Source organism: Phaeobacter sp. LSS9 (assembly GCF_003443595.1).
Taxonomy (GTDB): Bacteria; Pseudomonadota; Alphaproteobacteria; order Rhodobacterales; family Rhodobacteraceae; genus Phaeobacter; species Phaeobacter piscinae.
This window is the reverse complement of record NZ_CP031956.1, coordinates 3,620,504-3,645,000: the sequence shown is the minus strand read 5'-3', so window position 1 is coordinate 3,645,000 and position 24,497 is coordinate 3,620,504. Positions and strand designations below refer to the sequence as shown.

The window sequence follows — 24,497 nt, the reverse complement described above, 5'->3', positions numbered from 1 at the left end:
GCCCTTCTGGGTCGCCCGTATTGCATCCAAAGTCAGGCCGTCCCCGCCGCAATCAATAGGGCATGGGATGCGCGCGATGGGCCGCGTCAATCTCCTCCAGCACCTCCTGCGACAGGGTCACATCCGCCCCCGCCAGCACATGCTGCAACTGCGCCAAGGTGGTCGCTCCAAAAATGGCCGAGGCCATGAACGGCCGCGTGTGGCACCAGGCCAGCGCCATATGCACCGGATCCAACCCATGACGCTTGGCGATTTCCAGATAAGCCGCCACCGCCGGATAAACCCGGTCCGTGTCACGCCCGCCCAGCTCCGGGCTTAGCGTCTTGCGCGAGGCCTCCGGTACCGCACCATCCTGATATTTCCCCGTCAGCAACCCCGTCGCCAGTGGCGAAAACGCCAGCAAGCCGACGTCCTCATAAAGGCTCAGCTCCGCCAGATCGGTATCGTACAGCCTGCACAGCAGGGAATATTCATTCTGGATTGACGCCACCCGTGGCCCGCCGGTCTCCTCCGCCAGCCGCAACCACTGCGCCGTGCCCCAGGCGCTTTCGTTTGACAGGCCAAAGGCGCGGATATTGCCCTTATCCACCTGCGCCTTCAGCGCCTCAAGACAGCCCGCCATATTGTCCAGCACCTCGGCCCGGTCATCGCCGCCCGGATCATACTGCCAGTTCTTGCGGAACATATAGCTGCCCCGGTTTGGCCAATGAAACTGATAAAGGTCGATGTAATCGGTCTTCAGCCGTCGCAAGGAACCTTCGATCGTAGCGGGGATGGTCTCCGCCGTGATCGGCGCGCCCTCCCGCACCGCCTGCAGCCCTTCACCGGAGTGTTTGGTGGCAAGGATATAATCCCCCCGCCGCCCGGTGCGTGCGTTCCAATTGCCGATGATCGCCTCACTGTCACCGATGGTCTCGGCGCTGATCGGGTTCACCGGGTACATTTCCGCCGTATCGAGGATATTCACCCCTGCTGCCAACGCCGCATCAATCTGTGCATGGGCATCCGCCTCCCCCGTCTGGGTGCCAAAGGTCATGGTGCCAAGACAGATCTGCGACACCTCCATGCCGGTGCGGCCAAGCGGGTTCATCTTCATGATCAGGATCCTGTTGTTGCAGCTGCTGGGGGCGCCTGCGCCCCCTGTCAGCGCAAACACTAGCGCAGGCCCGGCATGATGCAACCGGATCGCCCCGCCACGGGCCAGCTTGACCTGCGCGCCTCTGCCCCCTTGCCAAGCGCTGCGCCCTGCCCCAGCCTGCCGCAGGAACCGGACCACCCCAGCCAATAAGCACAGGATCCCACCATGCCCCAGACCATCACCAAAGGCGTCAAAACCCTCCTTGAGGAGGCCAATGCCATCGTCGACACCATGTCCATCGACACCGCAAAATCTGCAGTGTCCGATGACGCCTATGTCTTCATCGACCTGCGTGACATCCGCGAGCTGCAAGCCAGCGGTATGATTCCGGGCGCATTTTCCTGCCCGCGCGGAATGCTGGAATTCTGGATCGACCCCGACAGCCCCTACCACAAGCCAGTGTTCAATCAGGACAAAACCTATGTGTTCTACTGCGCGAGCGCTTGGCGTTCTGCGCTGGCCGCCAAGGCCGCAATGGAAATGGGCCTAACCCCGGTGATGCATCTTGAGGGCGGGTTTACCGCCTGGAGCAAAGCGGGCGGTGAGATTGCGCAACGCGACGACTGAGCCGTCCCCACGTCCCGATCCATCGCTGGCGGCGCGGCAAATCTGCCGCGCCGGGCATAAACCAGACACAATACGACACGCCAATTGGGAAAATGTCGGAAACACCCGTGCAATCTGACCTCGCAGCGGTCATGACTGGCCATTATGCGGATGATGATTTCCTTTGCGGCGCTGTTTCTTTCGGTGATCCTGTTGCAGCTGTCGACCGGCGGCGTTGGTCCGCTGGATGCGCTCTCCGGCATCACGCTGGGGTTTGACAAGGAACAGATCGGCTTTCTCGGCTCGGCGCATTTCCTTGGTTTTTTCATCGGTTGCTGGTGGGTGCCGCGCCTGATGGGCAACGTCGGCCACAGCCGCGCCTTTGCGGTCTGTACGGCCCTTGGTGCCATGGGGTTGATCGGCCACACCCTGACCGAAGATCCGCTGGCCTGGGCCGTGATGCGGATGGCCTCCGGGCTCTGCGTCGCAGGGTGTTACACCGTGATTGAGGCCTGGCTGAACGCCAAGGTCACCAATGAAACCCGCGGGCGCGCCATGGGCACCTATCGCATTGTGGACCTCTCCGCCTCACTGGTGGCGCAGCTGCTGATCGCGGTGCTGCCGCCTGCCTCATACATTTCGTATAACCTGCTGGCGATCCTCTGCTGTGCGGCGCTCTTGCCGCTGACCATGACCAAGGCCAGCCAACCCGAAATCCCGGACGCCCCGCGCCTGCGCCCGAAACTGGCCTGGGCCTGCTCGCCACTCGCCGTCGCGGGGGTGATCGTCGCCGCGCTCAGCTCCGCGTCCTTCCGTATGGTTGGCCCGATCTACGGCCAAGAGGTCGGGCTGGAGGTCGGACAGATCGCCTTCTTCCTTGCCACCTTCGTGCTTGGCGGCGCGCTGGCGCAGTACCCGCTGGGTTGGTTGGCCGATAAATACGACCGTCGCTGGGTGCTGATCTGGCTGTCGGTGGTGGCGATCCTGTCCTGCGGCGTCACCATGGCTGCCAGCGGCATGGGCACTCTCGCAGTGATGGCCTCTGCCGCCTTCTTCGGCTTCACCACCATGCCGATCTTCTCGGTCTCTGCTGCCCACGCCAATGATTTTGCCACCTCGCAGCAGCGGATTGAGCTGGCCGCCGCGCTGATGTTCTTCTACGCCCTTGGCGCCATCGCCTCGCCGCTGATCTCCTCGGCCCTGATCGAAAACTACGGCCCCGGCGCGCTCTTTGCCTTTGTTGCGGTGGGCCATCTCGGGCTGATCGTCTTTGGCCTTGCGCGGATGCGCGCCCGCCCCGCACCCGAGGACCGCACCCGCTACGTCTATGCGCCGCGCACGTCCTTCACCATTGGCCGCCTGCTCAAACGCTCCCGCGAGCGGCGCTAGACGGTCTGCGCCCCCCCTTCAGGGCGGGGAAATTAGCCACAAGTCCCACAGCGGGGTTTTCGGCAGCAGCGCCATGCGCTAGACGGGCCAGCAAAGCTTTAGTTGGATGGATGATATGGCGCGCTTTCTCATTACCTCGGCGATCCCCTATATCAACGGGATCAAGCATCTGGGCAATCTGGTCGGCAGCCAGCTGCCCGCAGATCTCTATGCTCGCTACCAGCGCGCACGCGGCCATGAGGTGATGTTCCTCTGCGCCACCGACGAACATGGCACCCCCGCCGAGCTGGCCGCCGCCAAGGCAGGCAAGCCGGTGGCTGACTATTGCGCCGAAATGCATGAGGTGCAGGCCGGCATCGCCAAAGGGTTCGGCCTCAGCTTTGACCATTTCGGGCGCTCCTCCAGCCCGCAGAACCACGCGTTGACCCAGCATTTTGCAGGCAAGCTGGCCGAGCAGGGGCTGATCCGCGAAGTCACCGAAAAACAGGTCTACTCCCACGCCGATGGCCGCTTCCTGCCGGACCGCTACATCGAGGGCACCTGCCCCAACTGCGGCTATGAACGCGCCCGCGGCGACCAGTGCGAGGAATGCACCAAGCAGCTGGACCCCACCGATCTGATCGACCCGCGCTCCGCGATTTCCGGCTCCACCGATCTGGAAGTGCGCGAGACCAAACACCTGTATCTGTGCCAGTCGCAGCTGAAGGATCAGCTGGACGCCTGGATCGACAGCAAACACGACTGGCCGGTGCTGACCACCTCCATCGCCAAGAAGTGGTTGCATGATGGCGACGGGCTTCAGGACCGGGGCATCACCCGTGATCTCGACTGGGGTGTACCGGTCAAGAAGGGCGATCAGGACTGGCCCGGTATGGAGGGCAAGGTGTTCTACGTCTGGTTCGACGCCCCCATCGAATATATCGCCGCCTCCCGCGAATGGGCTGACGCCAACGGCAAATCCGACGCCGACTGGCAGCGCTGGTGGCGCACAGACAAGGGCGCCGATGATGTGAAATACGTCCAGTTCATGGGCAAGGACAACGTCCCCTTCCACACCCTGTCGTTCCCGGCCACCATCCTTGGTTCCGGCGAGCCGTGGAAGATGGTCGACCACCTGAAATCCTTCAACTACCTGAACTACGATGGCGGCCAGTTCTCCACCTCGCAGGGGCGCGGCGTGTTCATGGATCAGGCGCTGGAAATCCTGCCCGCTGATTACTGGCGCTGGTGGCTGCTGTCCCACGCCCCGGAAAGCAGCGATTCCGAATTCACCTGGGAGAACTTCCAGCAATCTGTGAACAAGGATCTGGCGGACGTGCTGGGCAATTTCGTCAGCCGCATCACCAAATTCTGCCGCTCCAAATACGGCGAGGAAGTCCCAGCGGGCAATGACTACGGCGAGGCCGAACAGGCCCTGATTGATGAGATCAGCACCCGCGTCACCGCCTATGAAGGCCATATGGCCGCTATGGACGTGCGCAAATCCGCGCAGGAGCTGCGGGCGATCTGGGTTGCGGGCAATGAATACCTGCAATCCGTGGCGCCCTGGTCCGTCTTCAAAACCGACCCCGATCAGGCCGCCGCTCAGGTGCGCCTTGGCCTCAACCTGATCCGTCTCTACGCGGTGCTGTCGGCCCCGTTCATCCCCGATGCGACCGAGCGTCTGCTGGCCGCCCTCCAGACCGAGGATCGCAGCTGGCCCGACGATGTGGCCGCCGCCCTCTCCGCGCTGCCCGCAGGTCACGCCTTCACCGTGCCGGAGGTGCTCTTTGCCAAGATCACCGACGAGCAGCGCGAGGAATGGCAGGAACGCTTCTCCGGCACCCGCGACTGATTTCAGGGCTCGCCCTCTGACAATGACCAAGGCCGCTCCACCGGGAGCGGCCTTTTTTGCGTTCAAAGGTAGATCGGCGCCCCTTCCGGCGGCATCCGCAGCTGCCAGCGCGGGGCCAGCTCCGCATGGTGCTGCCGCAACACCTCCGGCCCCTCCCGGTAGAGCGCATAGGTCGAATGATGGATCGGCAGAACCGCCTTTGGCGCCAGCCGCTGCGCAAAATCTGCCGCCTGCGCCCCATCCATGGAAATCTGCCCCAGCGCGCCCGCCCCGCCAACCGCGCCCAGATGCGGGATAAAGACATCAAGCAGACCCGCCCCCGCAACCTGCGCCGCGCGCAGAGCCTGCCAGACCGGCGGCACCAGAAAACTGTCCCCTGCCCAATAGATCCGCGTCACGCCGAAGCCCGTCTCCACCTCAATCAGATAGCCCTTGCCGAGCCCCAGCAACCGCGCCACCTCCGGGTTTTCTGAATGGACCGCAGGCACCGCCGTGATCCGCAGCACCCCCTCAGGTCCTTCGATCCGCCGCGTCTCGCCATGGGCCAGCGCGCTGGCGGCAAACCCCTTCTGCCGCACCGCTGCAAGGTCATGCTGGGGCACCAGCATCGGCAGCTGCGGGTCCAGCCAGGCTTGCGCCGCCTGATCGAAATGATCCTCATGGGCGTGGCTTAGCAGCACCAGATCATAGCGGTCGTGGCGCAGCCCCGGAAACGGGGTGAGCCGGGCATGTGGCTTGACGTTCGGCCCGCGCGCGAGGTCGAACATCTCATTCGGATCCCCCATGACAAAGGCCTCAGGCCCCTCGCCCAGACAGGGATCTGTCAGCACCCGAAGCCCCGCAGCCTCAATTTCCAGCATGGCCCCGCCCAACCAGCGCAGCGACACATCCGGCTGCGCCGCCCGCGCCACAGCGGGCAAGCCGCCGCTCAGGGTCAGGGCCGCGCCGCTCTTCAACACTTGACGTCTGTTCATTGTATTCTCCTGTGATATCCGACAGGAGTAAACGCTCGTATATTGCGGGATAATCGGTTTAATACTGAAGACTTTGAACGGGTATTTCGCTTAATGGATCGTCTTCAAAACATCGAAACCTTTGCCGAGGTTGCGGGTCAGCTCAGCTTTGCCGCGGCTGCGCGCCGCCTCGGGCTGCCCGCCTCCACGGTCACCAGCCGTATTCGCAGCCTGGAACAAAGCCTGGGGGTGCGCCTGCTGGACCGCACCACCCGGCGCGTGGCGCTGACGCCGGCCGGCGCGCTGTTTCTGGACCGCTGCCGCCGCGCGCTGGACGAGATCGACGCCGCCCGCGATCTGGTTGCCGCGGAGGCCAAGGCCAGCGGCCTGCTGCGCCTCTCGGTGCCCACGGCGCTGCCGATGGCGCCACTGGCGGCGCTGACGTCGGACTTCCTGCGCGATTATCCGCAGATCTCCATCACTATAACGGTGGATGACACCCCGGCCGACTTCATGGCCGATGGCATTGATCTGGCGCTGCGCGGCAACCGTCCGGGCAGCGACAGCCTGATTGCCCGTGTGCTGTCTCAGACGCCGGTGGTGCTGGCAGCGCCGCCGGGACAGCTGGCAAATGACGACCTGCCGATTCTTGGCCCGCTGGCGCGGCACCTGACGGACCGGCGCGCAGTGGGCCGCATTGCCTGTGACTCCTTTGCGCTCGCCTTGGAACTGGTGCGCTCCGGCGCGGCGCGTGGTTGTTTTCCGCGCCCGATGTGCGATGCGGACCATGCCTCGGGGCAGCTGGATCTTGCCCCGCCACCTGCCGGCGTGGAAACCCAGCTCACGCTGTATCTGGTCTACCCGGACCGCCGTCCGCTGCCGCAGCGGCTGCGGCTCTTCATTGACAGGCTGGTGGCGGCTTACAGCGCCTCCTGATGGCAGCCATTCCCAGCCATCCACAAAGGCAATCGGCAAAAAATCTTAATCTGACTAAAAAAGTCAGGTTGACGATTCTGATTAAATAAGTCAGGTTTAGGACAGTTCAGCCAACCTGTGATTGTGCAGCCAGCCCGACTGATAGCAAATCAACCGAGATCGTCCAGTGTCGTTTCTTCTGCAATTCTTCTCCCTGCGCCATCGCCCCGCCGAGGGCACCCGCGCGCCGGTCAGCCTGCACGCCTACGGGCTGCCGCGCGGTGATCAGGGGTTTTGCCTGGAATGGTATCTGGATCGGTCGGAAAACCGAAACGGGTGACCCTGATGAACCAGATGACCTTTGACCACGCCGCCACCACCACAACCGCAGCCACCGAAGTCTTCCCGACCTACCACGCCGAGGAACTCGCCCGTGGTGGCAATCAGGCCCGCATCCTGCTCAATGGCCAGATCTACAGCCTGCGGATCACCCGCGCCGGAAAGCTGATCCTGACAAAATGATTTCCAACAGCACATCCGCCGCATCTGCGGCACCACGGGGCGGGGCCACTGTCGGCCTGCTGACAGATTTGCCCGCCCTGGAGGCCATGGCCGTGCGCAACCTGCGTCACTGGTTCAATGGCCCGGACAGCCGCATTGCGCTGCGCCAAGATCTGCAAGCCGCTCTTGGTCCGGTGCTGGGCCGTCAGGCCTATGAGAATTTCGGGCGTCTGTGCAATTTCTGCGTCACCGAGGGCCGCCGCCCGCTGGTGCGTCACGGGATGACCTGCACCTGCCTTGGTGCTGATGAAAACTGCTTTGCCAATCTGGTCGGTGCAGCCGCGCATGGCGAATATGAGGATGCCAATCTCTTCGCCGCCCTGATCGTCCAGCCACAACAGGCGCAGCGCGCCACCGTCCTCGCCGCCAAAATTGGCCTGATCCTGGATCAGCTGAGCGACCAGACAGCTGGCCCCGTCGCGCATCCCGCGCAGCTGCAGCCGCTCTCGACCACCCTTCACTGACGGTCCCACTGCCAGACAGCCACCGTTCCCCTGTAACCCGTTCACATCATACCATCTCGACTAACCCTTAAGGAACGCTCTAATGACATCGCATTTTCTCGCAGGTACCGCTGTTGCAGCGCTCGCCACAGTTGCGGCTCCCGCTTTTGCGGCAGACAAGGCTGAGGTGCTGACCACCTACGCAAACATTGCGCACGCCAAATATCAGGACAGCCTGGACACGGCCAAGACCCTGCAGACCGCCGTTGACGCGCTGATCGCCGAACCTTCGGCCGAGGCACTGGAGGCCGCGCGCAAGGCCTGGCTCGCCGCCCGCGTGCCTTACCAGCAGTCCGAGGTCTTCCGCTTTGGCAACGCCATCGTCGATGACTGGGAAGGCAAAGTGAACGCATGGCCGCTGGACGAAGGCCTGATTGATTATGTCGACGCCAGCTACGGCGGTCCGACCGATGAAAACACCCTTGCGGCGCTGAACATCGTTGCCAACCCCAGCTTTGAGCTGTCGGGCAAGTCCATCGACGCCAGCGCCATCACGCCTGCGCTGCTCGAGGGCACTCTGCACGAAGCCGACGGCGTCGAGGCGAATGTCGCAACCGGCTATCACGCCATCGAATTCCTGCTCTGGGGTCAGGACCTGAATGGCACCGACCACGGCGCTGGCAACCGCGCCTGGACCGACTATGCTGCAGGCGAAAACTGCACAAACGGCAACTGCGACCGCCGCGGTGAATACCTGAAGGCGGCGACCGATCTGCTGATCTCCGATCTGGAGTGGATGACCGCACAATGGGCCTCCGAAGGCGAAGCCCGCGGCACGCTTTTGTCGGATGAAAACGCAGGCATCACCGCCATGCTGACCGGCATGGGCTCACTCTCCTACGGCGAAACCGCTGGTGAACGTATGCGCCTTGGCCTGATGCTGAACGATCCTGAGGAAGAGCATGATTGCTTCTCCGACAACACCCACAACAGCCATTACTACGATGGTCTGGGCGTGCAGAATGTCTATCTGGGCGAATACATCCGCACCGACGGCAGCATGGTTTCCGGCGCGTCGCTCTCCGATCTGGTGCAGGAGATCGACCCCGCACTGGACGGCGAGATGCGCAGCAAGCTCTCGACCACCATGCGCGCTCTGGGTCAGATCAAGACCGCAGCCGAGGCTGGTTTCTCCTACGACCAGATGCTGGAACAGGGCAATGAAGCAGGCGAAGCGCTGGTCATGGGCGGCGTCAACGGTCTGGTCGATCAGACCCGCTCCATCGAACGTGTGGTGACAGCGCTGGATCTGGATGGCGTCGCCATCGAAGGCTCCGACTCGCTCGACAACCCGACGGCCGTTTTCCAGTAAGACGGGCCAAGGGCTGCCACGGCAGCAAAGATACAGCAGGGGCGGCGCAATGCGTGGCCCCTGCTCTTGGCGTTCAGGCCCGGCCCGGTTGCAGCACCAATTCGCCCGAACAACCCGGACAAATTGTCCACCCCGCAAGAGTTGATGCCAGCTCCGGATCCTCCTATCCAAGGTTAGGAGGCCCCGCGCCCCGCCAATAGAAGTGATCCCAGCCCGCATGCGCGTTTCCCCATCGCCCCACCGCCCGCATCTGTCCCAGCTGTTGATGGGTCTCAGCCTGATCACGCTGATCGCACCGTTTCCCACTCTGGCCGACACGCAAACCACTGCGCTGTCTGAAACCCTGGCAGGGGACGCACCGGAAGGCGATGCAACCCACGCACCGGCGGCGGCGGCCTATACAGATCTCTCCGACCCGCATCTCGCCAGCCTGCCGCGCACCGACGCGGAACAGACCCGCATACGCGCCGTCACCCGCCCAACAACGCAGTTCGACCAGCCCGAACCCTATGAGGCCCTGCCCGCAGGCGCAGCCACCGTGCGCGCCCGCACCGACGACGAGGCATTTTCCCAGCACAGCGCCAACCTCAGCTTTGAGGAAGAGCTTGAATTCAAACTCGGCAATGGGCTGTTCAAGAAGATCTGGGTGTTCTCCCCCGCCTCCACTCTCGCCTCCGACGGGCTGGGGCCGCTCTATAATGCGCGCTCCTGCCAGCGCTGCCACCTGAAGGACGGGCGCGGCCATGTGCCGGATGGCCCGGATTATGTCTCGACCACGATGTTTCTGCGCGTCTCCATCCCCGGCCCGGTGCCGGACCAGATGCAGGCCATCACCGACTATATCGGCACCGCACCCGAGCCCACCTATGGCGGCCAGATGCAGGATTTCTCCGCCCCCGGTATCGCGCCCGAATATCGCCTAGGCGTCACCTATAGAGAGGAGATCATTGCGCTCGCAGGTGGCGAAACCGCCACCCTGCACCGCCCCGACTACAGCGCCAATACCCTCGGTTATGGCCCGCTGCACAAGGACGCCATGCTGTCGCCGCGCGTCGCCCCCAGCATGATTGGCCTCGGCCTGTTGGAGGCGATCCCCGCCGCAGACCTTCTGGCAGGCGCGGATGCGGATGACAGCAACGGCGACGGCATCTCCGGGCGCGCCAATCTGGTCTGGTCAGCGGAACACAACCGGATCATGCTGGGCCGCTTTGGCTACAAGGCCGGCCAGCCCACGGTGCATGAACAATCCGCCGCCGCGTTTTCCGGCGATATTGGCATCTCCACACCGCTGTTTCCCGCCCATTCCGGCGATTGCACCACCGCGCAGACCGCCTGTCAAAACGCCCCACACGGCGGCGATGACATCCGCGAGACCGAGATTGACCAGCCCAATATGGATCTGGTCACCTTCTACAGCCGCAACCTGGGCGTGCCTGCCCGGCGCGACCCGGACGCCCCCGCCGTCCTGCGCGGCAAGGCGCAGTTCTACGCCGCAGGCTGCACCAGCTGCCACACGCCAAAATTCGTCACCAACCGGCTGGAGGCGCAACCAGCGCAGAGCTTCCAGCTGATCTGGCCCTATAGCGACCTCTTGCTGCACGACATGGGTGAGGGCCTTGCCGACCACCGCCCCGAAGCCCGTGCCACCGGGCGCGAATGGCGCACCGCGCCGCTCTGGGGGATCGGGCTGGTGCAGCAAGTGAACCCGCGCGCAGGTTTCCTGCATGATGGTCGCGCCCGCACTCTGCTGGAGGCCATCCTCTGGCATGGCGGCGAAGCCCAATCCGCCCGAGACACCGTGGTGGGCCTTGCGCCCGAAGACCGCGCCGATCTGATCCGCTTTCTGGAGTCGCTCTGATGCCCAAGCCCACGCCCCCGTCACCTATGCAGCCGTCGCTTATCCGCCTGTCACCTGTGCGCCTGTCGCGTGTTGTCGCCCTGACCGTTGCGACCGCTATGGTCTGCGCCACCCTGCCCCCACAGGCGGCCCTTGCGCAGACCGACACCTCGGCGGTCACCACTCCGGAGCAACCGCCCGAAGCCCTCAACCCAGCGCAGCGGGTGGACTGGGTGCTGACCCACCACATTCTCCCCAGCTTTGACCGGCTCGCCGCCGAAAGCGCCACCCTGGCCGAGGTCGCCGCCAGCCACTGCACCCCGGATGATCCGGCCCTGCGCGACGCTTTTGCCCGCGCCTTTGACGCCTGGATTGCTGCCAGCCACCTGCGCTTTGGTCCAACCGAAACCGACAACCGCGCCTTTGCCCTCGCCTTCTGGCCCGACAGCCGCAACAAAATCCCCGGCACCCTGCGCCGCGCCCTCACCGAGGCGACCCGCGATACCCTCACCAATGCAGATACCTTCGCCAGCCAGTCGGTTGCCCTGCGCGGCTTCTATGCGTTGGAATATCTTCTCTTCGATGCGGCGATCCAATCCGAAGGCACCGCAGACCAGCGCTGCGCCCTGGTTGCGGCCATCAGCGCCGACATCGCCCGCACCACCGCCGCGATCCGCGACGATTGGCACAACAGCTATGCCGTGACACTGGTCAGCCCCGGACCGGGCAACCGCTACCAGTCGGAGGCAGAGATCCGACAGGAGCTGTTCAAAACCCTGACCACCGGGTTTCAGGTGCTGGTTGATATGCGGTTGGGACGTCCCCTTGGCCAGTTCGACGCCCCCCGCCCCAACCGCGCCGAGGCCCGCCGCTCCGCCCGCAGCCAGCACCACATCGTGCTGACCCTCACCGCGATGGAACCGCTCGCCCTTGCCCTCGCCGCAGGCGACCCCGCGCTGATGCAGGATATCCACGCAGGCTTTGCCAAGGCGCTGACCCGCGCCAGCGCGCTGGACGATCCCTCCCTCGCCGGGGTGGCCGATCCCGCCCGCCGCTTCCGCATCGAAGCCGTGCAGCAGGACGTCAGCGACCTGCGCAGCCTGATCACGACCCGGCTTGGCCCGAAACTCGGCGTCACCGCAGGGTTCAACTCCCTCGACGGGGACTGACCCCATGGCCGGCCCCTCCCGTCGCGGGTTTCTTGCCGGTCTTCTGGCCGCAGGCATGGCGCCGCAGGCCAGCTGGGCCGACATTGGAGACCCGGCCTATCTCGCAGCGGGGAAATCCCCCGACGGGCGTTTCCTCCTCGCTGGTCTGAATCACGCAGGCGGCATCCTGTTTCGCCACCCGCTGCCCGCGCGGGGCCATGCCGCAGCCGCGCATCCGACCCGCCCGGAGGCGGTCGCCTTTGCCCGCCGTCCCGGACAGTTCGCGGATGTGATCGACTGCCGCACCGGTGCCGCCCTGGCCCGGCTCACGCCACCACCCGGACATCACTTCTATGGCCATGGTGTATTCTCCCCGGACGGCAGGTCTCTCTTCACCACCGAAAACGCCTTTGAAAGCGGCGATGGCCGGATCGGCATCTGGGACGCCAGCGATGGCTACCGCCGGATCGGCGATCATGCCTCCGGCGGCATTGGCCCCCATGACATCCGCCTGCGCACCCGCCCTGATGGCCAGCACGATCTGGTGGTGGCCAACGGCGGCATTCAGACCCACCCCGACAGCGGCCGTGCGAAACTGAACCTCGCCACGATGCAACCCAACCTCAGCTACCTCAGCCTTGAGGGCACCCTGCGGGATCAGCTGATCCTCGATGCAGACCTGCGCCTGAACTCGATCCGTCACCTGTCGATCCACACCGATGGCACCGTGGGGTTTGCGATGCAATGGCAGGGCGATCTGGGCGCGGATCTGCCGATCATCGGCCTGCACCGCCCCGGTGCAGCAGCGCGTCTGATGGCAGAAGATGACCCCCGCCTGCGCAACCTCAATGGCTATGGCGGCTCCGTCGCCTTTTCCCGCGATGGAACACAGATCGCCGTCACCTCCCCGCGCGGCGGTGTGGTGCAGATCGCCGATTGCACCACCGGCGCGCTGCTGCGGGAACGCCGCCTCACAGATGTCTGCGGGCTGGCCAGTGACGCGGATGGCTTTGTTGTCACCACCGGTCAGGGACTGCTGGCACAGCTGAGCACCAGCCAAGCTGATCGTCCGCCGCACATCCGGGCCCGCACAGATCTTGCCTGGGACAACCATCTGATCCCGATTGCCTGATCAATCAGCCAAGAAAGCAAAACGAAAGCAAAACGAAAATATTCCGTGACTTTTCGCAACCGGAGGCCTAGATAGGCCTGCGAAAGGATCCCCCATGGACGCAAGCGACAGACAGGCTGCTATTCTCGACCTGCTGACCCAACAGGACCGGGTCGAGGTTGAGGACCTCGCGCAGCGCTTTGGCGTCTCGCTGCAGACCATCCGCACCGACCTGCGCGATCTGGCCGCCCGTGGCGCGCTCTCCCGTGTGCATGGTGGCGCGGTCCGCAGCAGCAGTGGCGCCAGCCGCGACTACGCCGAACGGCGCAAGCTGAACGCCCGCGGTAAACGCGCCATGGCCACACTCGCCGCCGACCTGATCCCCGACAACTGCGCCGTCACCCTCAATATCGGCACCTCCACCGAACAGGTCGCCCGCGCCCTTTCCGGCCATCGCGGCCTCACCGTTCTTTCCAACAATATAAACATTATCAATATGATGATGGAGGATGAGAGCAAGGAACTGGTGCTTGTCGGCGGCGCCATCCGGCAAAGTGACGGCGCCATCGTCGGCGAGGACGCACTGGAGTTCATTGCTCGTTACAAGGTGGATATCGCGGTGATCGGCGCCTCGGCCATGGATGCGGACGGCGCCATTCTTGACCATGACCCGCGCGAAGTCTCCGTCGCCCGCGCCATCCTCAAAAACGCCCGCAAGCGTGTGCTTGTTTGCGATGGCAGCAAGTTCGAGCGCACCGCCCCGGTCCGCATCTGCGATATCTCCGATCTCGACGTGGTGGTCACCGACCGCCCCGTCCCCGCTGAATTTTCCCGCGCGGCAAAGGCCGCAGGCACGCAAATCCTCTGGGTTGGCGAAAACGAAAGTAGCGAAAATGTCTAACACAAACGCTCAAGACCAAATCACCGATATTTTCATTATCGGCGGCGGCATCAACGGCTGCGGCATCGCCCGTGACGCCGCCGGTCGCGGCCTGTCTGTTGCGCTGGCTGAGATGAACGATCTCGCTTCCGCCACCTCCTCCGCCTCGACCAAGCTGTTTCATGGCGGATTGCGCTACCTTGAATATTTCGAATTCCGGCTGGTGCGTGAGGCGCTGATCGAACGCGAGGTGCTGTTGACGGCGATGCCACATATCTCCTGGCCGATGCGTTTTGTGCTGCCCTTCCACAAGGACATGCGCTTTGACAACACCACGCCGACATCGAAACTGCTAACCACCATCATGCCGTGGATGAAGGGTCGGCGCCCGGCCTGGCTGATCCGTCTTGGCCTGTTCATGTACGACAGCCTCGGCAAACGCGGCATCCTTCCCGGCACCTCCAAACTGGATCTCGCCAGCGATCCCGCAGGCCGCCCGCTGGATCCGAAGTTCAAGACCGCTTTTGAATATTCCGACTGCTGGATCGAAGACGCGCGGCTGGTGGTGCTGAATGCCCGCGACGCCGAGGCCCGCGGCGCCGACATCATGACCCGCACCAAAGTCACCGGCGCCACCCGCAACGCGGACCACTGGGTGATTGACCTTGAAGACATCACCACGGGCGCAACCTCGCAGCGCCGTGCCAAGATGCTGGTCAATGCCGGCGGTCCCTGGGTGGCAGATGTGCTGCGTCAGAAGCTGGGCCAGAACAGCCGCGAAAGCGTCCGTCTGGTGCGCGGCAGCCATATCGTGGTCCCGAAACTCTATGATCACGGGCGCTGTTACTTCTTTCAGGGCACCGACGGGCGCATCATCTTCGCCATCCCTTATGAGGAAGACTACACGCTGATCGGCACCACCGACGCCGACCACCCCGACCCGCAGACCGCCCCGACCTGCACGCCGGAGGAACAGGATTACCTGATCAATTTCGCCTCGCAGTATTTCGCCAATCCGCTCAGCCGCGACGATATCGTCTGGACCTATTCCGGCGTGCGCCCGCTCTATGACGATGGGGCCAGCTCTGCCACTGCCGCCACCCGCGAATATGTGCTGACCCTGAACGACAGCGCCGCGCCGCTGCTGAATGTCTTTGGCGGCAAGATCACCACCTATCGCAAACTGGCCGAGGCCGCGCTGGAAAAGATCGCAACCGTATTCCCCGATCTGCCCGCCGACTGGACCGCAGGCGTTGCCCTGCCCGGCGGTGATTTCCCGGTTGGGGACGTGGCAAAACTGACCGCGAAACTGGCGCAGGACTATCCTTTCCTCAGCCCATACGCGACTCGCCGCCTGATCCGCGCCTATGGGACAGAGGCCTGGGACGTGCTGGGCACAGCCTCCACAGCTGCCGATCTCGGCCAGGCCTTCGGCGCCACCATCACCGCCCGTGAACTCGACTGGACCATCGCCCACGAATGGGTCCGCACCGGCGAGGATTACCTGTTGCGCCGCACCAAACTGGCGCTGCGCCTGAGCGAGGAAGAGCGCGCGGCGGTCGACGCATATATCCGCAGCAAGGCCGCAGATCTGGCCGCCTGAGTGCGGTCTCTGGGACGGGTGGGCGCCGGGCCATTTCAGGCCCCTGCGCCTTAACCCCTCCGCAACACTTCCACTCCCTATGCGTCCGCCCCCTGCGCAACGCCCATAAAAAGTATCAGCCTCACTGCCCGATTGTTTCGCACGCGAAACATTTGGTCAGAAGGACTGACATTGTTATCTGTGCTCATTAGCCGACCCTGCAGGGGCAATGCTGTCTCTTATGATTTCGGAGTGCGGGCGAAGCTATCCGGCAAAGCTGATGTCGCTGGCCGCAACACGACTGATCAAACCACCGGTATTCACCGCATGGTAAATTGAGCGTGGGGGCCGGGCAGCCTCATCCACGTGGCGATGCACCCATTGCCGCCCCTCCAGCGTTTTCAACGACTGAGACAAGGCGCGATCCGTAATCCTGCGCAGATTGCGCTTAATATCGTTGAAGTGGCTCGGCTCATGCAGGGCCGTCAGAATCGGCAACGTCCACGAACGCCGCAGCAAATCGCGATCTTCTTCGGCTGTGACACTGTGGATTTTATTGGCGGTGGCGGCGGCAGAAACGCCCAGCGCGGTCAGCCGAAACTCAGGCCGCAGCGGGTGGCCATAGCCGGGATTTCGCTCCAGCAACCCGATTGAGATCAGGTGATCAACGCTTTGCGCAAACGCCGTCCTGCTTGCCCCGGTGGCCGTCAGCAGCGGCGCCTGCCGCCCAGCAACGCCTGCGTGCAGATGAGCCAGAATAGGGATCGCCCAGGCCCTTGAGGTGGTGTTGACAAACGTCTCAATGTCCATAAAGTATAGTTAGTATATTTTCGATCAAAAGGAAAGACCATGGCGCTTATTTCAGTGGAAGACACCATCACAATCTCGTTTTCGGTCAAGGATCGCCACGCAACGGCGGATTGGTTCAAAACCATGCTTGGGTTTGACACGATCTACCACGCGGATGAGGCCGGTTGGTCGGAGCTTCAGACCAAGACATCCGGCGTCACAATCGGTCTGGGTGAGCATACCAAACCCGCCCCCGGCAACTGCGTTCCCGTCTTCGGTATCGCAGATCTGGATACGGCGCGGCAGAAACTGGAACAGGCCAAGGTGAAATTTGACGGCGAAACCGATGTCGTCGAAGGCATGGTCAAAACAGCGACCTTCTACGATCCTGACGGCAACGCGATGATGCTGGCCGAAGATCTGACCGGTGGCGCATGACGATGCGCCGTGTCTGCACGGCACCCGTCGCCCTGCTGTTTGCAGCGGGTGTCGCCTCTGCTGACCCTTTCAAGGAGATCACCGTCGGTGTTCCCGTGGCCTCGATCACCGATGCAGAAGCGTGGTATCTCACGCTGTTCGGCCCTGAGGTTGAGGTGCTAAAGCCCGTTCCCGGCGTTGTCGAATTCAAGGTGGCGCCCGATACGTGGTATCAGATCTTCGAAACCGAAAACCCCCAGCCATCCGGGGCTGTCGTCCGATTTCTGGTGGAGGATATGGCCGCCTCTCAGGCCAAATGGGCGGACGCTGGCATTGATACCGGCGCCGCTATTCAAATTCCAGATGTCGTGACCTATTCAGAGTTTACCGACCCTGACGGGAACGCCCTCGGACTTTATGACCTGCCGTAAGCGCTCAGAATTTCGCGACCAGTCAGACCGGCGCAGTTTCGGCGGAACGCCCCCGCAATGTATAGCGGGGGCGCTCCATCTCAAATCGTCACAAGCGATCAGAATTCCACGCCCTTCTGGGCTTTGATGCCGTCACGGAAGGGGTGTTTGATCTGGCCCATTTCGGTGACCAGATCGGCGATTTCGATCAGCTCCTCCTTGGCGTTGCGGCCGGTCAGCACAACATGGGTCATCGGCGGTTTTTCGGTTTCCAGAAACTCCACCACATCGGCGATATCGATATAGTCATAGCGCAGGGCGATGTTGATCTCATCCAAGAGCACCATGGTATTGCGCTCGTCGCGGATCATCTCCTTGGCCTTTTCCCAGCCCTGTTGCGCGGCGGCAATATCGCGGGCCTTGTCCTGTGTTTCCCAGGTAAAACCTTCGCCCATCGCGTAAAACTGGCACAAGTCGGAAAAATTCTCTTCAATCAGCGTGCGTTCGCCGGTCTGCCAGGCGCCCTTGATGAACTGCACCACGGCCGAGGGCATACCATGGGCGATGCAGCGCATGATCATGCCAAAGCCAGAGCTGGATTTGCCCTTCCCCGGGCCGGTGTGGACGATGATCAGCCCTTTCTCACCATCCTTGTTCTGCATCATGCGGTCGCGCGCGGCCTTCTTCTTGGCCATCTTCGCCGCGTGGCGTGCCGCTTCTGCTTCGGAAATGTCGGTCTCGGACTTATCGCTCATCGGGGCTCTCCTAGTGGTTCGCCCATGTCTTGACAAAGACAGGGGCAATGGCGCAAGGGGGTTTTGTTGGTTCCTGCCATTTGGCAGGCGAAGAGGGAATGTGACAGTTGGGCCATCCGGGCCAAACCAAGCACAGCCGCCCCCGCGACCGTGACCGGAGAGGTCTCCGATGCCACTGAGGAAACTCGGGAAGGCCGGATGACCGTCGAGGCCCCAGGCCTTGGCATCCGCAAGCCGGGAGACCTGCCAGCGCAAGAAACGCAACGGGCGGACGGGGTGTTCCGCGACCGGCAGGGATCCCTGCGCGACCTTCGCGCCCCCGCTGGCCCGCAGCCCCCTCGCTGAAACCAAGTGAAGGGCGCTCATGGCCGAGGTAACACTGACGATCTGCACCACCTGCCGTCGCGGCGAGGTGACCGACCCGGAGGCCCCGCGCCCCGGTGCGCAAATGCTGTCCGCCCTGCAGGCGGCCGACCTGCCCGAGGGTGTCAACGTGCGCGGTGTCGAATGCCTGTCGGCCTGCACCCGCGGCTGTTCCATGGTGCTGAGCGGCGGCGATGCCCGCTGGAGCTACATCTACGGCGATCTTGATCCCGACGAACATGTGCCCGACATCCTGACCGGCGCTGCCGCCTATGCCGCCACCACGGATGGTCTGGTGCCCTGGCGCGAACGCCCTGTGGTGTTCCGCAAGCAATCCATTGCCCGCATCCCGCCTGCACCTGTGGCGGCGCCTTCCACTCCCCCTTCGTTGTCCAAGGATTAATCCCATGAGCGACCTGAATAAAATCCCCGTCACCGTCATCACCGGCTTCCTTGGTGCGGGCAAAACCACCCTGATCCGCCATCTGATGCAGAACCCGCAGGGCAAACGTCTGGCCGTCGTGGTCAATGAATTCGGCACGGCGGGTGTGGACGGCGAAATCCTGAAATCCTGCGCCGATGAAAACTGCCCGGCAGAAAACATCATGGAGCTGGCCAATGGCTGTATCTGCTGTACCGTGGCCGATGATTTCATACCCACCATCGAACAGCTGATGGACCTGCCGGAAAAACCCGATCACATCGTGATCGAAACCTCCGGTCTGGCGCTGCCGAAACCCCTGCTGAAGGCATTTGACTGGCCCGCCATCCGCTCACGCATCACCGTCGATGGCGTGGTTGCGCTGGCCGATGCCGAAGCCGTCGCCAAGGGTCAGTTCGCCACCGATCTGGAGGCCGTGCAGGCCCAGCGCGAGGCCGACGAAGGCATCGACCACGAAACCCCACTGTCGGAACTGTTCAAGGATCAGATCTCCTGCGCCGATATCATCCTGTTGTCCAAGGCCGATCTCGCCGGTGAGGACGGTCTGGACAAGGCCCGCAGCATGATCGAGGCGGAAGCGCCGCGCAAATTGCCGATCCTGTCGATGTCCGAAGGCGTGATCGACCCGCGCGTCATTCTGGGGCTTGAGGCCGCCGCCGAAGATGATCTGGACGCGCGCCCCTCGCATCACGAACACCACCATCATCACGACGATGATCATGACCACGATCACGACCACCATCATGATCATGACCACAGCCATGACGATTTTGATACAATCGTGGTCGAAATGGGCGAAGTCTCCGATCCGCAACTGTTGCAGGATGCCATCGTGAAACTCGCCCGCGAGCGCAATATCCTGCGCGTCAAAGGCTATGTTGCGGTGGAAGGAAAACCGATGCGGATGCTCGTTCAGGCCGTGGGTGAACGCCTGCGCGCGCAATATGACCAGCCCTGGGGCGCACAGGCGCGCAAGACGGTTCTCGTGGTCATCGCCGAGCATGACAATATCGACGCCGAGGCGATCCGCGCCGAGCTGGGGGCCTGAAGCTGATGCGCCAAGGCGAAACTTCAACAGTTTCGCCCGGCGGCAACGCCGGGCAGCGCCCGACCTCCCCCACGGGAGGGCGCTTCGCTGCCTCCCGAGGCCGGGCGCTGCCCTCCGCTCTTCTTTCTGAAAGGGCCTGACCCATGCATGTCGTCTTCCGCGAAAGCCACGGCCTTGACGAGACCGACACCCCGCAGGACCTCGGGCAGACGCCTGCGGACCTTGTGGTGCTGTCCTTCTCCGACAGTGATCTCGGCGCCTTCGCGGCGGGCTGGCATCGCGGCAAGGATCGGCTGCCCACACTGCGGCTCGCCAATCTGGTGGCGCTGAAGCACCCGCTGTCGGTCGACGTCTACGCGGAACAAACGCTGGAGGGCGCCAAAGGCGTCCTCGTGCGTCTCATCGGCGGGGAAAGCTACTGGTCCTACGGGCTTGCCACCCTGCAGGATCTGGCCCGCCGCAAGGGCATCGCGCTGGCGATCCTGCCTGCTGACGGGCGCGAAGATCCGCGTCTGGATGAGCTGTCGACCCTGCCCGCCTCTACCCTGCGCCGTCTGCAGCATCTCTGCGACACCGGCGGCGCTGTCGCCGCACAGGCCGCATTGGCGCAGCTGTCGCTGGCGGCGGGGCTCTATGCCGGTCCGGTGGCAGGGCTGAAATCGGTGCCGCAATATGGCTATTACGACCCGGATCGCGGGGTGCTGGCAGATCTGCCTGCGTCGGAAAAACCGCTGGTTCTGGTCAGCTTCTATCGCTCCTATCTGACCGCCGCCGACACCGCGCCGGTGGATGCGCTGATCGGTGAGCTGCGCGGACGGGGCTACGCCGCCTATGGCGTCTTTGCCGCCAGCCTCAAGGCACCGGAGGCCGCCGACTGGCTGCGCAGCGCCCTGCCCGATCTGGCCCCGGCTGCGATCCTCAATGCCACTGCATTCTCCGCGCAGGGCAGCGACGGCAGCGCCTCGCCGCTGTCGACCACCGGCTGCCCGGTGTTTCAGGTGGCCCTGTCGACCGCCCGGCGCAAAGACTGGGCCGAGGCTGATCGCGGCCTGTCCCCGGCCGATCTGGCGATGCATGTGGTGCTGCCCGAGGTGGACGGACGGATTTTTGCCGGGCTGGTCAGCTTCAAGGCGCCGGGCAAGAAAGACCCCGACCTGCAATATTCCCGTTTTGCCCATCGCGCCGACATGGACCGGGTAAAGGCCGCAGTGGACCGGATCGAAGGCTGGCTGCGGCTGGCGCAACTGCCCAATCATGACAAACGTCTGGCGCTGGTGCTGTCGACCTATCCGGGGCGCGATCACAATCTGGCCCATGCGGTGGGGCTGGATGCACTGGCCTCCTGCGATGAAATCCTGCGCGAGCTGTGGGATCAGGGCTATGTGGTCGAACCGCTGGAAAGCACCGGCCTGCGCCTGATGGGCGAAACGCTGAGCCTGCCGTTACAGGACTACAGAACCGCCCTTGCAACCCTGCCGCAGGATCTACAGGATACCCTGGCCGAGGCTTGGGGCCAGCCGGAGGAAGACCTCGACTGCCGCGATGGGGCGTTTCATTTCAAAGCGTTGCGCGCGGGAAAGGCGCTGATCGCGCTGCAACCAGAGCGCGGCGAGGTGAAAACCCGCGTCGATGATTACCACGATCTCGACCGTACCCCGCGCCATGCCTATGTGGCGTTTTACATGTGGCTGCGCAGCCAATCCGACGCCATCGTCCACATCGGCGCCCATGGCACATTGGAGTGGCTGCCCGGCAAATCCGTCGCGCTTTCGGCTGCCTGCTGGCCCGAGGTGCTGACCGGCCCGCTGCCGGTGGCCTATCCCTTTATCGTCAATGATCCGGGCGAGGCCGCACAGGCCAAGCGCCGCATTGGCGCGGTTACCCTTGGCCATCTGCCACCGCCGCTGGCGCAGACCAATCTGCCGGACGGCATGGCGCGGCTCGAAAGCCTGCTCGATGAATATTCCACCGCCGACGGTCTGGACCCCGCCCGCCGCGACCGGCTGATCGATGACATCCGCGCCGAGGCACAGGGCACCGGTGTGGAAGCGGATCTGGGCCTCACCCCGGACAGCTGCGCCGCCGAGGCGATCACCCGGATCGACGCCTTTGTCTGCGACATCAAGGAAAGCCAATATGGCGAGGGGCTGCATATCTTTGGCACCGGCCAATGTGGGGTGAACGAACGCGCCGGTCTGATCGCGGCCCTCAATGGTCAAATGGTCGCCCCCGGCCCCTCTGGATCGCCCTTCCGCGGCCGCGCGGATGTGATCCCGACCGGGCGCAACCTCTTTACCACGGACCCCCGCGCGGTGCCCTCGCGGGCGGCGCATGCCCAAGGCGTCAAACTGGCGGAAGAGCTGCTGCGCCGCCACCTTCAGGACCACGGCGACTGGCCCACAGGGCTGGTGATCGACCTCTGGGGATCGGCCACCATGCGCACCGCCGGTGAGGAGTTTGCCATGGCGCTGCATCTTGCCGGGCTGGCTCCCAAATGGGATGAAGGCTCTGAACGCGTGTCGGGGTTCGAGGTACTGCCGCTCACGATGCTGAACCGCCCGCGCATCGACGTGACGCTCAGGGTGTCGGGTCTGTTTCGCGACGTCTTCCCCGGTCTGGCCCAGATGTTCGAGGCCGCCGCAGGCGCGCTGGCTGCCCGCGAGGAGAGCGGCGCAGACAACCCCTATCTGACCGAAACACCCCGCGTCTTTGGCCCCAAACCGGGCCAATACGGCCTGTCCATGACCCCGCATCTGGACGATTACACCGACGCGGCGCGGGCAGCGGCGGGCGAGGCCTGGCTCAATGCCTCCTCCCATGCGATTGACGCCAAGGGCGATATCCACGATGCCCGCGATGCGCTGGAGGCCCGGCTGCAAACCACGGACAGTTTCGTACATCTTCAGGATCTGCCGGAAACCGATCTGCTGGTGGCCTCGGATTATGCCGCCCATGAGGCGGGATTTGCCGCCGCCATGGCGCGGATCGGCCAAGAGGCACCGGCGCTCTACCACATGGACGCAACCCGCCCCGACAAGCCGCAGGCGCGCAGTTTGGGCGAGGAGATCGCCCGCGTCACCCGCGCCCGCGCCGCCAATCCCGACTGGGCCACCTCGATGATGAACCACGGCTTTCGCGGCGCGGCTGAGGTGGCAGCGACGCTGGATCACATGGCCGCCTTCGCGCATCTGGCGCAGGTGGTGCAGCCGCATCTCTTTGATCTCTACTTCGAGGCCACTTTGGGCCGCGAGGATCTGGTTGAGTTCATGAGCCGCGAAAACCCCGACGCCCTTGCCGCCATGCGCGACCGCTTCCGCGCCTTGCACGATGCAGGTCTCTGGAGCACCCGGCGCAACTCGATCATGGCCGAACTGGAGGGGGCGGTGTGAGCACCGCCGCCACACCCAAAGTCTATGGCTGGTGCCCCGGTGCGCTGCGCCCGATGATGTCGGGTGACGGGCTGGTGGTGCGGGTGCGCGCGCCCCTGGGGCGGCTCAGCCCGGAACAGGCGCGCGGTCTGGCCGAGCTGTCGCAGGCGCATGGCTCGGGTCTGGTTGATATCTCGGCGCGCGCCAACTTGCAGCTGCGCGGCATCCGTGAAGAGGCCCACGCAGCACTGATCGCCGGGCTGCGTGATCTTGGTCTGCTGGATGAGGACGCGGGTGCCGAGGCGCGGCGCAATATCACTCTGACACCCTTCTGGCAGGCGGGGGACGTAAGCCACCAGATTGCACTGGAGCTGGCGGCCGCGCTGACAGAGGCAACGGATCTGACGTTGCCCGGAAAATTCGGCTTCGCGGTGGATTGCGGCGCGGCTCCGGTCCTGACTGACACCGCTGCCGATATCCGTATTGAGCGCGATCAGAGCAATGCGGACGGGCTGCTCCTGCGGGCCGATGGGGCAGACACCGGCCTGCCAGTGACGGCAGAGGCCGCCGCTGGCGAGGCGCTCGCTCTGGCCCGCTGGTTTCTCGATCAGGGCGGCGCGACTGAGGGGCGTGGCAGAATGCACCAGCTGACGGCGCGCCGCGCGCCCCCGGCAGCGCATGCCGCCCCCGCCCCCGGCGCAACGCGGCTTGCACCACAGCGACCGGGTGGAACCCCCTTTGGCCTGTTGGTGGCGCTGGAATTCGGCCAGATGCCTGCCCACACGCTGGCCAAACTTGCCGATCACGGCGCACTGCGGCTGACCCCCTGGCGGATGCTGCTGGTGGAAGGCATCGACAGCCTGCCGCCCCTGCCCGGCCTGATCCTGGACGCCACGGATCCCCGCCTGCGTGTGAGCGCCTGCACCGGCGCCCCCGGCTGCCCGCAGGCGCGCGCGGTGACGCGCGATCTGGCCCGCGATCTGGCCGCTGCGGTCCCTGCGGGTCAACACCTGCATATTTCCGGCTGCGCCAAAGGCTGCGCCCATCCCCGCCCGGCCGATCTGGTCCTGACGGCCACCAGCGCGGATACATTCGACCTGATCTGCAATGGCACTGCCGCCGATCACCCGCTAAACACCTCCCTGAGCGCTGCCGCGTTGCGCGCCACTCCCGACCTACTGACAGAGGGCAGCTGA

Annotated in this window: 23 protein-coding genes and 1 riboswitch; of the genes, 19 read left to right on the top strand and 4 right to left on the bottom strand. The window is 64.1% G+C overall.

From position 1 onward, the window contains the following. Positions 1-52: 52 nt before the first annotated feature. Positions 53-1,096: an aldo/keto reductase gene (locus D1820_RS17295; protein WP_118070284.1), complete on the bottom strand. Its 1,044-nt coding sequence runs from the start codon at positions 1,094-1,096 to the stop codon at positions 53-55. A gap of 207 nt (positions 1,097-1,303) precedes the next feature. Between D1820_RS17295 and D1820_RS17290 the strand changes: the two genes are divergently transcribed. From D1820_RS17290 to metG, 3 genes are all read left to right on the top strand, one after another. Next, the gene (locus D1820_RS17290) at positions 1,304-1,705 is read left to right on the top strand and encodes a rhodanese-like domain-containing protein (protein ID WP_096788801.1); all 402 of its coding nucleotides are present in this window, start codon (positions 1,304-1,306) and stop codon (positions 1,703-1,705) included. Positions 1,706-1,849: 144 nt separating this feature from the next. Then, positions 1,850-3,073, top strand: a complete 1,224-nt coding sequence (locus D1820_RS17285; RefSeq protein WP_118069914.1) for an MFS transporter — start codon at positions 1,850-1,852, stop codon at positions 3,071-3,073. Positions 3,074-3,188: 115 nt separating this feature from the next. Beyond that, complete coding sequence (metG, locus tag D1820_RS17280; RefSeq protein ID WP_254683337.1) at positions 3,189-4,907, top strand: methionine--tRNA ligase; 1,719 nt, start codon at positions 3,189-3,191, stop codon at positions 4,905-4,907. A 62-nt stretch (positions 4,908-4,969) separates the two neighbouring features. Here metG and D1820_RS17275 read toward each other — a convergent pair whose 3' ends face one another. Continuing rightward, entirely contained in the window at positions 4,970-5,881 is a 912-nt protein-coding gene (locus D1820_RS17275; protein WP_118069912.1) for an MBL fold metallo-hydrolase, read from the bottom strand. A 93-nt stretch (positions 5,882-5,974) separates the two neighbouring features. Between D1820_RS17275 and D1820_RS17270 the strand changes: the two genes are divergently transcribed. The 10 genes from D1820_RS17270 to glpD all read left to right on the top strand — a co-directional run bounded on the left by D1820_RS17270 (position 5,975) and on the right by glpD (position 15,730). Next, positions 5,975-6,796 (top strand): LysR family transcriptional regulator, encoded by an 822-nt coding sequence (locus D1820_RS17270; RefSeq protein ID WP_118069910.1) that lies wholly within the window; start codon positions 5,975-5,977, stop codon positions 6,794-6,796. A 166-nt stretch (positions 6,797-6,962) separates the two neighbouring features. Beyond that, positions 6,963-7,115, top strand: coding sequence for a hypothetical protein (locus tag D1820_RS19155; protein ID WP_158524458.1), 153 nt, complete (start codon positions 6,963-6,965; stop codon positions 7,113-7,115). 5 nt (positions 7,116-7,120) lie between these two features. Continuing rightward, complete coding sequence (gene hemP / locus D1820_RS17265; RefSeq protein ID WP_036767300.1) at positions 7,121-7,297, top strand: hemin uptake protein HemP; 177 nt, start codon at positions 7,121-7,123, stop codon at positions 7,295-7,297. Next, the gene (locus D1820_RS17260; protein WP_118069908.1) at positions 7,294-7,800 is read left to right on the top strand and encodes a hypothetical protein; all 507 of its coding nucleotides are present in this window, start codon (positions 7,294-7,296) and stop codon (positions 7,798-7,800) included. The genes hemP and D1820_RS17260 overlap by 4 nt, the downstream gene beginning before the upstream one ends. A gap of 82 nt (positions 7,801-7,882) precedes the next feature. Further along, positions 7,883-9,151 carry an imelysin family protein gene (locus D1820_RS17255; RefSeq protein WP_118069906.1) on the top strand — a complete coding sequence of 423 codons (1,269 nt, stop codon included), beginning with the start codon at positions 7,883-7,885 and terminating at the stop codon, positions 9,149-9,151. 217 nt (positions 9,152-9,368) lie between these two features. Next, positions 9,369-11,009: a di-heme oxidoredictase family protein gene (locus tag D1820_RS17250; protein ID WP_254683336.1), complete on the top strand. Its 1,641-nt coding sequence runs from the start codon at positions 9,369-9,371 to the stop codon at positions 11,007-11,009. Then, positions 11,009-12,157: an imelysin family protein gene (locus tag D1820_RS17245; protein ID WP_118069904.1), complete on the top strand. Its 1,149-nt coding sequence runs from the start codon at positions 11,009-11,011 to the stop codon at positions 12,155-12,157. Before D1820_RS17250 ends, D1820_RS17245 begins: the two co-directional genes overlap by 1 nt. A 4-nt stretch (positions 12,158-12,161) precedes the next feature. Continuing rightward, complete coding sequence (locus D1820_RS17240) at positions 12,162-13,268, top strand: DUF1513 domain-containing protein (RefSeq protein ID WP_118069902.1); 1,107 nt, start codon at positions 12,162-12,164, stop codon at positions 13,266-13,268. Positions 13,269-13,362: 94 nt separating this feature from the next. Continuing rightward, positions 13,363-14,148, top strand: coding sequence for a DeoR/GlpR family DNA-binding transcription regulator (locus tag D1820_RS17235; protein WP_118069900.1), 786 nt, complete (start codon positions 13,363-13,365; stop codon positions 14,146-14,148). Further along, entirely contained in the window at positions 14,141-15,730 is a 1,590-nt protein-coding gene (glpD, locus tag D1820_RS17230) for a glycerol-3-phosphate dehydrogenase (RefSeq protein WP_118069898.1), read from the top strand. The genes D1820_RS17235 and glpD overlap by 8 nt, the downstream gene beginning before the upstream one ends. 243 nt (positions 15,731-15,973) lie before the next feature. Here the strand turns inward: glpD and D1820_RS17225 are convergent, their stop codons facing one another. Next, positions 15,974-16,519: a winged helix-turn-helix transcriptional regulator gene (locus tag D1820_RS17225; RefSeq protein ID WP_024098036.1), complete on the bottom strand. Its 546-nt coding sequence runs from the start codon at positions 16,517-16,519 to the stop codon at positions 15,974-15,976. 39 nt (positions 16,520-16,558) lie between these two features. Between D1820_RS17225 and D1820_RS17220 the strand changes: the two genes are divergently transcribed. Together D1820_RS17220 and D1820_RS17215 are read left to right on the top strand one after the other, a co-directional pair. Next, the gene (locus D1820_RS17220) at positions 16,559-16,936 is read left to right on the top strand and encodes a VOC family protein (protein WP_040173762.1); all 378 of its coding nucleotides are present in this window, start codon (positions 16,559-16,561) and stop codon (positions 16,934-16,936) included. Further along, positions 16,933-17,346, top strand: coding sequence for a VOC family protein (locus D1820_RS17215; protein ID WP_254683335.1), 414 nt, complete (start codon positions 16,933-16,935; stop codon positions 17,344-17,346). The genes D1820_RS17220 and D1820_RS17215 overlap by 4 nt, the downstream gene beginning before the upstream one ends. Positions 17,347-17,444: 98 nt before the next feature. Here the strand turns inward: D1820_RS17215 and cobO are convergent, their stop codons facing one another. Next, positions 17,445-18,080: a cob(I)yrinic acid a,c-diamide adenosyltransferase gene (cobO, locus tag D1820_RS17210; RefSeq protein ID WP_118069894.1), complete on the bottom strand. Its 636-nt coding sequence runs from the start codon at positions 18,078-18,080 to the stop codon at positions 17,445-17,447. 50 nt (positions 18,081-18,130) lie between these two features. Then, positions 18,131-18,346, top strand: a riboswitch (cobalamin riboswitch). Between the two features lie 98 nt (positions 18,347-18,444). Between cobO and D1820_RS17205 the strand changes: the two genes are divergently transcribed. From D1820_RS17205 to cobG, 4 genes are all read left to right on the top strand, one after another. Next, complete coding sequence (locus tag D1820_RS17205) at positions 18,445-18,846, top strand: DUF1636 domain-containing protein (protein ID WP_040173764.1); 402 nt, start codon at positions 18,445-18,447, stop codon at positions 18,844-18,846. Positions 18,847-18,850: 4 nt separating this feature from the next. Further along, positions 18,851-19,933 (top strand): cobalamin biosynthesis protein CobW, encoded by a 1,083-nt coding sequence (cobW, locus tag D1820_RS17200; protein WP_040173767.1) that lies wholly within the window; start codon positions 18,851-18,853, stop codon positions 19,931-19,933. A gap of 143 nt (positions 19,934-20,076) precedes the next feature. Then, entirely contained in the window at positions 20,077-23,322 is a 3,246-nt protein-coding gene (gene cobN, locus D1820_RS17195) for a cobaltochelatase subunit CobN (protein ID WP_118069892.1), read from the top strand. Beyond that, positions 23,319-24,497 (top strand): precorrin-3B synthase, encoded by a 1,179-nt coding sequence (gene cobG / locus D1820_RS17190; protein ID WP_118069891.1) that lies wholly within the window; start codon positions 23,319-23,321, stop codon positions 24,495-24,497. The genes cobN and cobG overlap by 4 nt, the downstream gene beginning before the upstream one ends.

Excerpts from the sequence above, each read along its gene's own strand:
- D1820_RS17295 (WP_118070284.1), bottom strand. The coding sequence starts at position 1,096 with ATGAAGATGAACCCGCTTGGCCGCACCGGCATGGAGGTGTCGCAGATC.
- D1820_RS17290 (WP_096788801.1), top strand. The coding sequence starts at position 1,304 with ATGCCCCAGACCATCACCAAAGGCGTCAAAACCCTCCTTGAGGAGGCC.
- D1820_RS17285 (WP_118069914.1), top strand. The coding sequence starts at position 1,850 with ATGCGGATGATGATTTCCTTTGCGGCGCTGTTTCTTTCGGTGATCCTG.
- metG (WP_254683337.1), top strand. The coding sequence starts at position 3,189 with ATGGCGCGCTTTCTCATTACCTCGGCGATCCCCTATATCAACGGGATC.
- D1820_RS17275 (WP_118069912.1), bottom strand. The coding sequence starts at position 5,881 with ATGAACAGACGTCAAGTGTTGAAGAGCGGCGCGGCCCTGACCCTGAGC.
- D1820_RS17270 (WP_118069910.1), top strand. The coding sequence starts at position 5,975 with ATGGATCGTCTTCAAAACATCGAAACCTTTGCCGAGGTTGCGGGTCAG.
- hemP (WP_036767300.1), top strand. The coding sequence starts at position 7,121 with ATGAACCAGATGACCTTTGACCACGCCGCCACCACCACAACCGCAGCC.
- D1820_RS17260 (WP_118069908.1), top strand. The coding sequence starts at position 7,294 with ATGATTTCCAACAGCACATCCGCCGCATCTGCGGCACCACGGGGCGGG.
- D1820_RS17255 (WP_118069906.1), top strand. The coding sequence starts at position 7,883 with ATGACATCGCATTTTCTCGCAGGTACCGCTGTTGCAGCGCTCGCCACA.
- D1820_RS17250 (WP_254683336.1), top strand. The coding sequence starts at position 9,369 with ATGCGCGTTTCCCCATCGCCCCACCGCCCGCATCTGTCCCAGCTGTTG.
- D1820_RS17245 (WP_118069904.1), top strand. The coding sequence starts at position 11,009 with ATGCCCAAGCCCACGCCCCCGTCACCTATGCAGCCGTCGCTTATCCGC.
- D1820_RS17240 (WP_118069902.1), top strand. The coding sequence starts at position 12,162 with ATGGCCGGCCCCTCCCGTCGCGGGTTTCTTGCCGGTCTTCTGGCCGCA.
- D1820_RS17235 (WP_118069900.1), top strand. The coding sequence starts at position 13,363 with ATGGACGCAAGCGACAGACAGGCTGCTATTCTCGACCTGCTGACCCAA.
- glpD (WP_118069898.1), top strand. The coding sequence starts at position 14,141 with ATGTCTAACACAAACGCTCAAGACCAAATCACCGATATTTTCATTATC.
- D1820_RS17225 (WP_024098036.1), bottom strand. The coding sequence starts at position 16,519 with ATGGACATTGAGACGTTTGTCAACACCACCTCAAGGGCCTGGGCGATC.
- D1820_RS17220 (WP_040173762.1), top strand. The coding sequence starts at position 16,559 with ATGGCGCTTATTTCAGTGGAAGACACCATCACAATCTCGTTTTCGGTC.
- D1820_RS17215 (WP_254683335.1), top strand. The coding sequence starts at position 16,933 with ATGACGATGCGCCGTGTCTGCACGGCACCCGTCGCCCTGCTGTTTGCA.
- cobO (WP_118069894.1), bottom strand. The coding sequence starts at position 18,080 with ATGAGCGATAAGTCCGAGACCGACATTTCCGAAGCAGAAGCGGCACGC.
- D1820_RS17205 (WP_040173764.1), top strand. The coding sequence starts at position 18,445 with ATGGCCGAGGTAACACTGACGATCTGCACCACCTGCCGTCGCGGCGAG.
- cobW (WP_040173767.1), top strand. The coding sequence starts at position 18,851 with ATGAGCGACCTGAATAAAATCCCCGTCACCGTCATCACCGGCTTCCTT.
- cobN (WP_118069892.1), top strand. The coding sequence starts at position 20,077 with ATGCATGTCGTCTTCCGCGAAAGCCACGGCCTTGACGAGACCGACACC.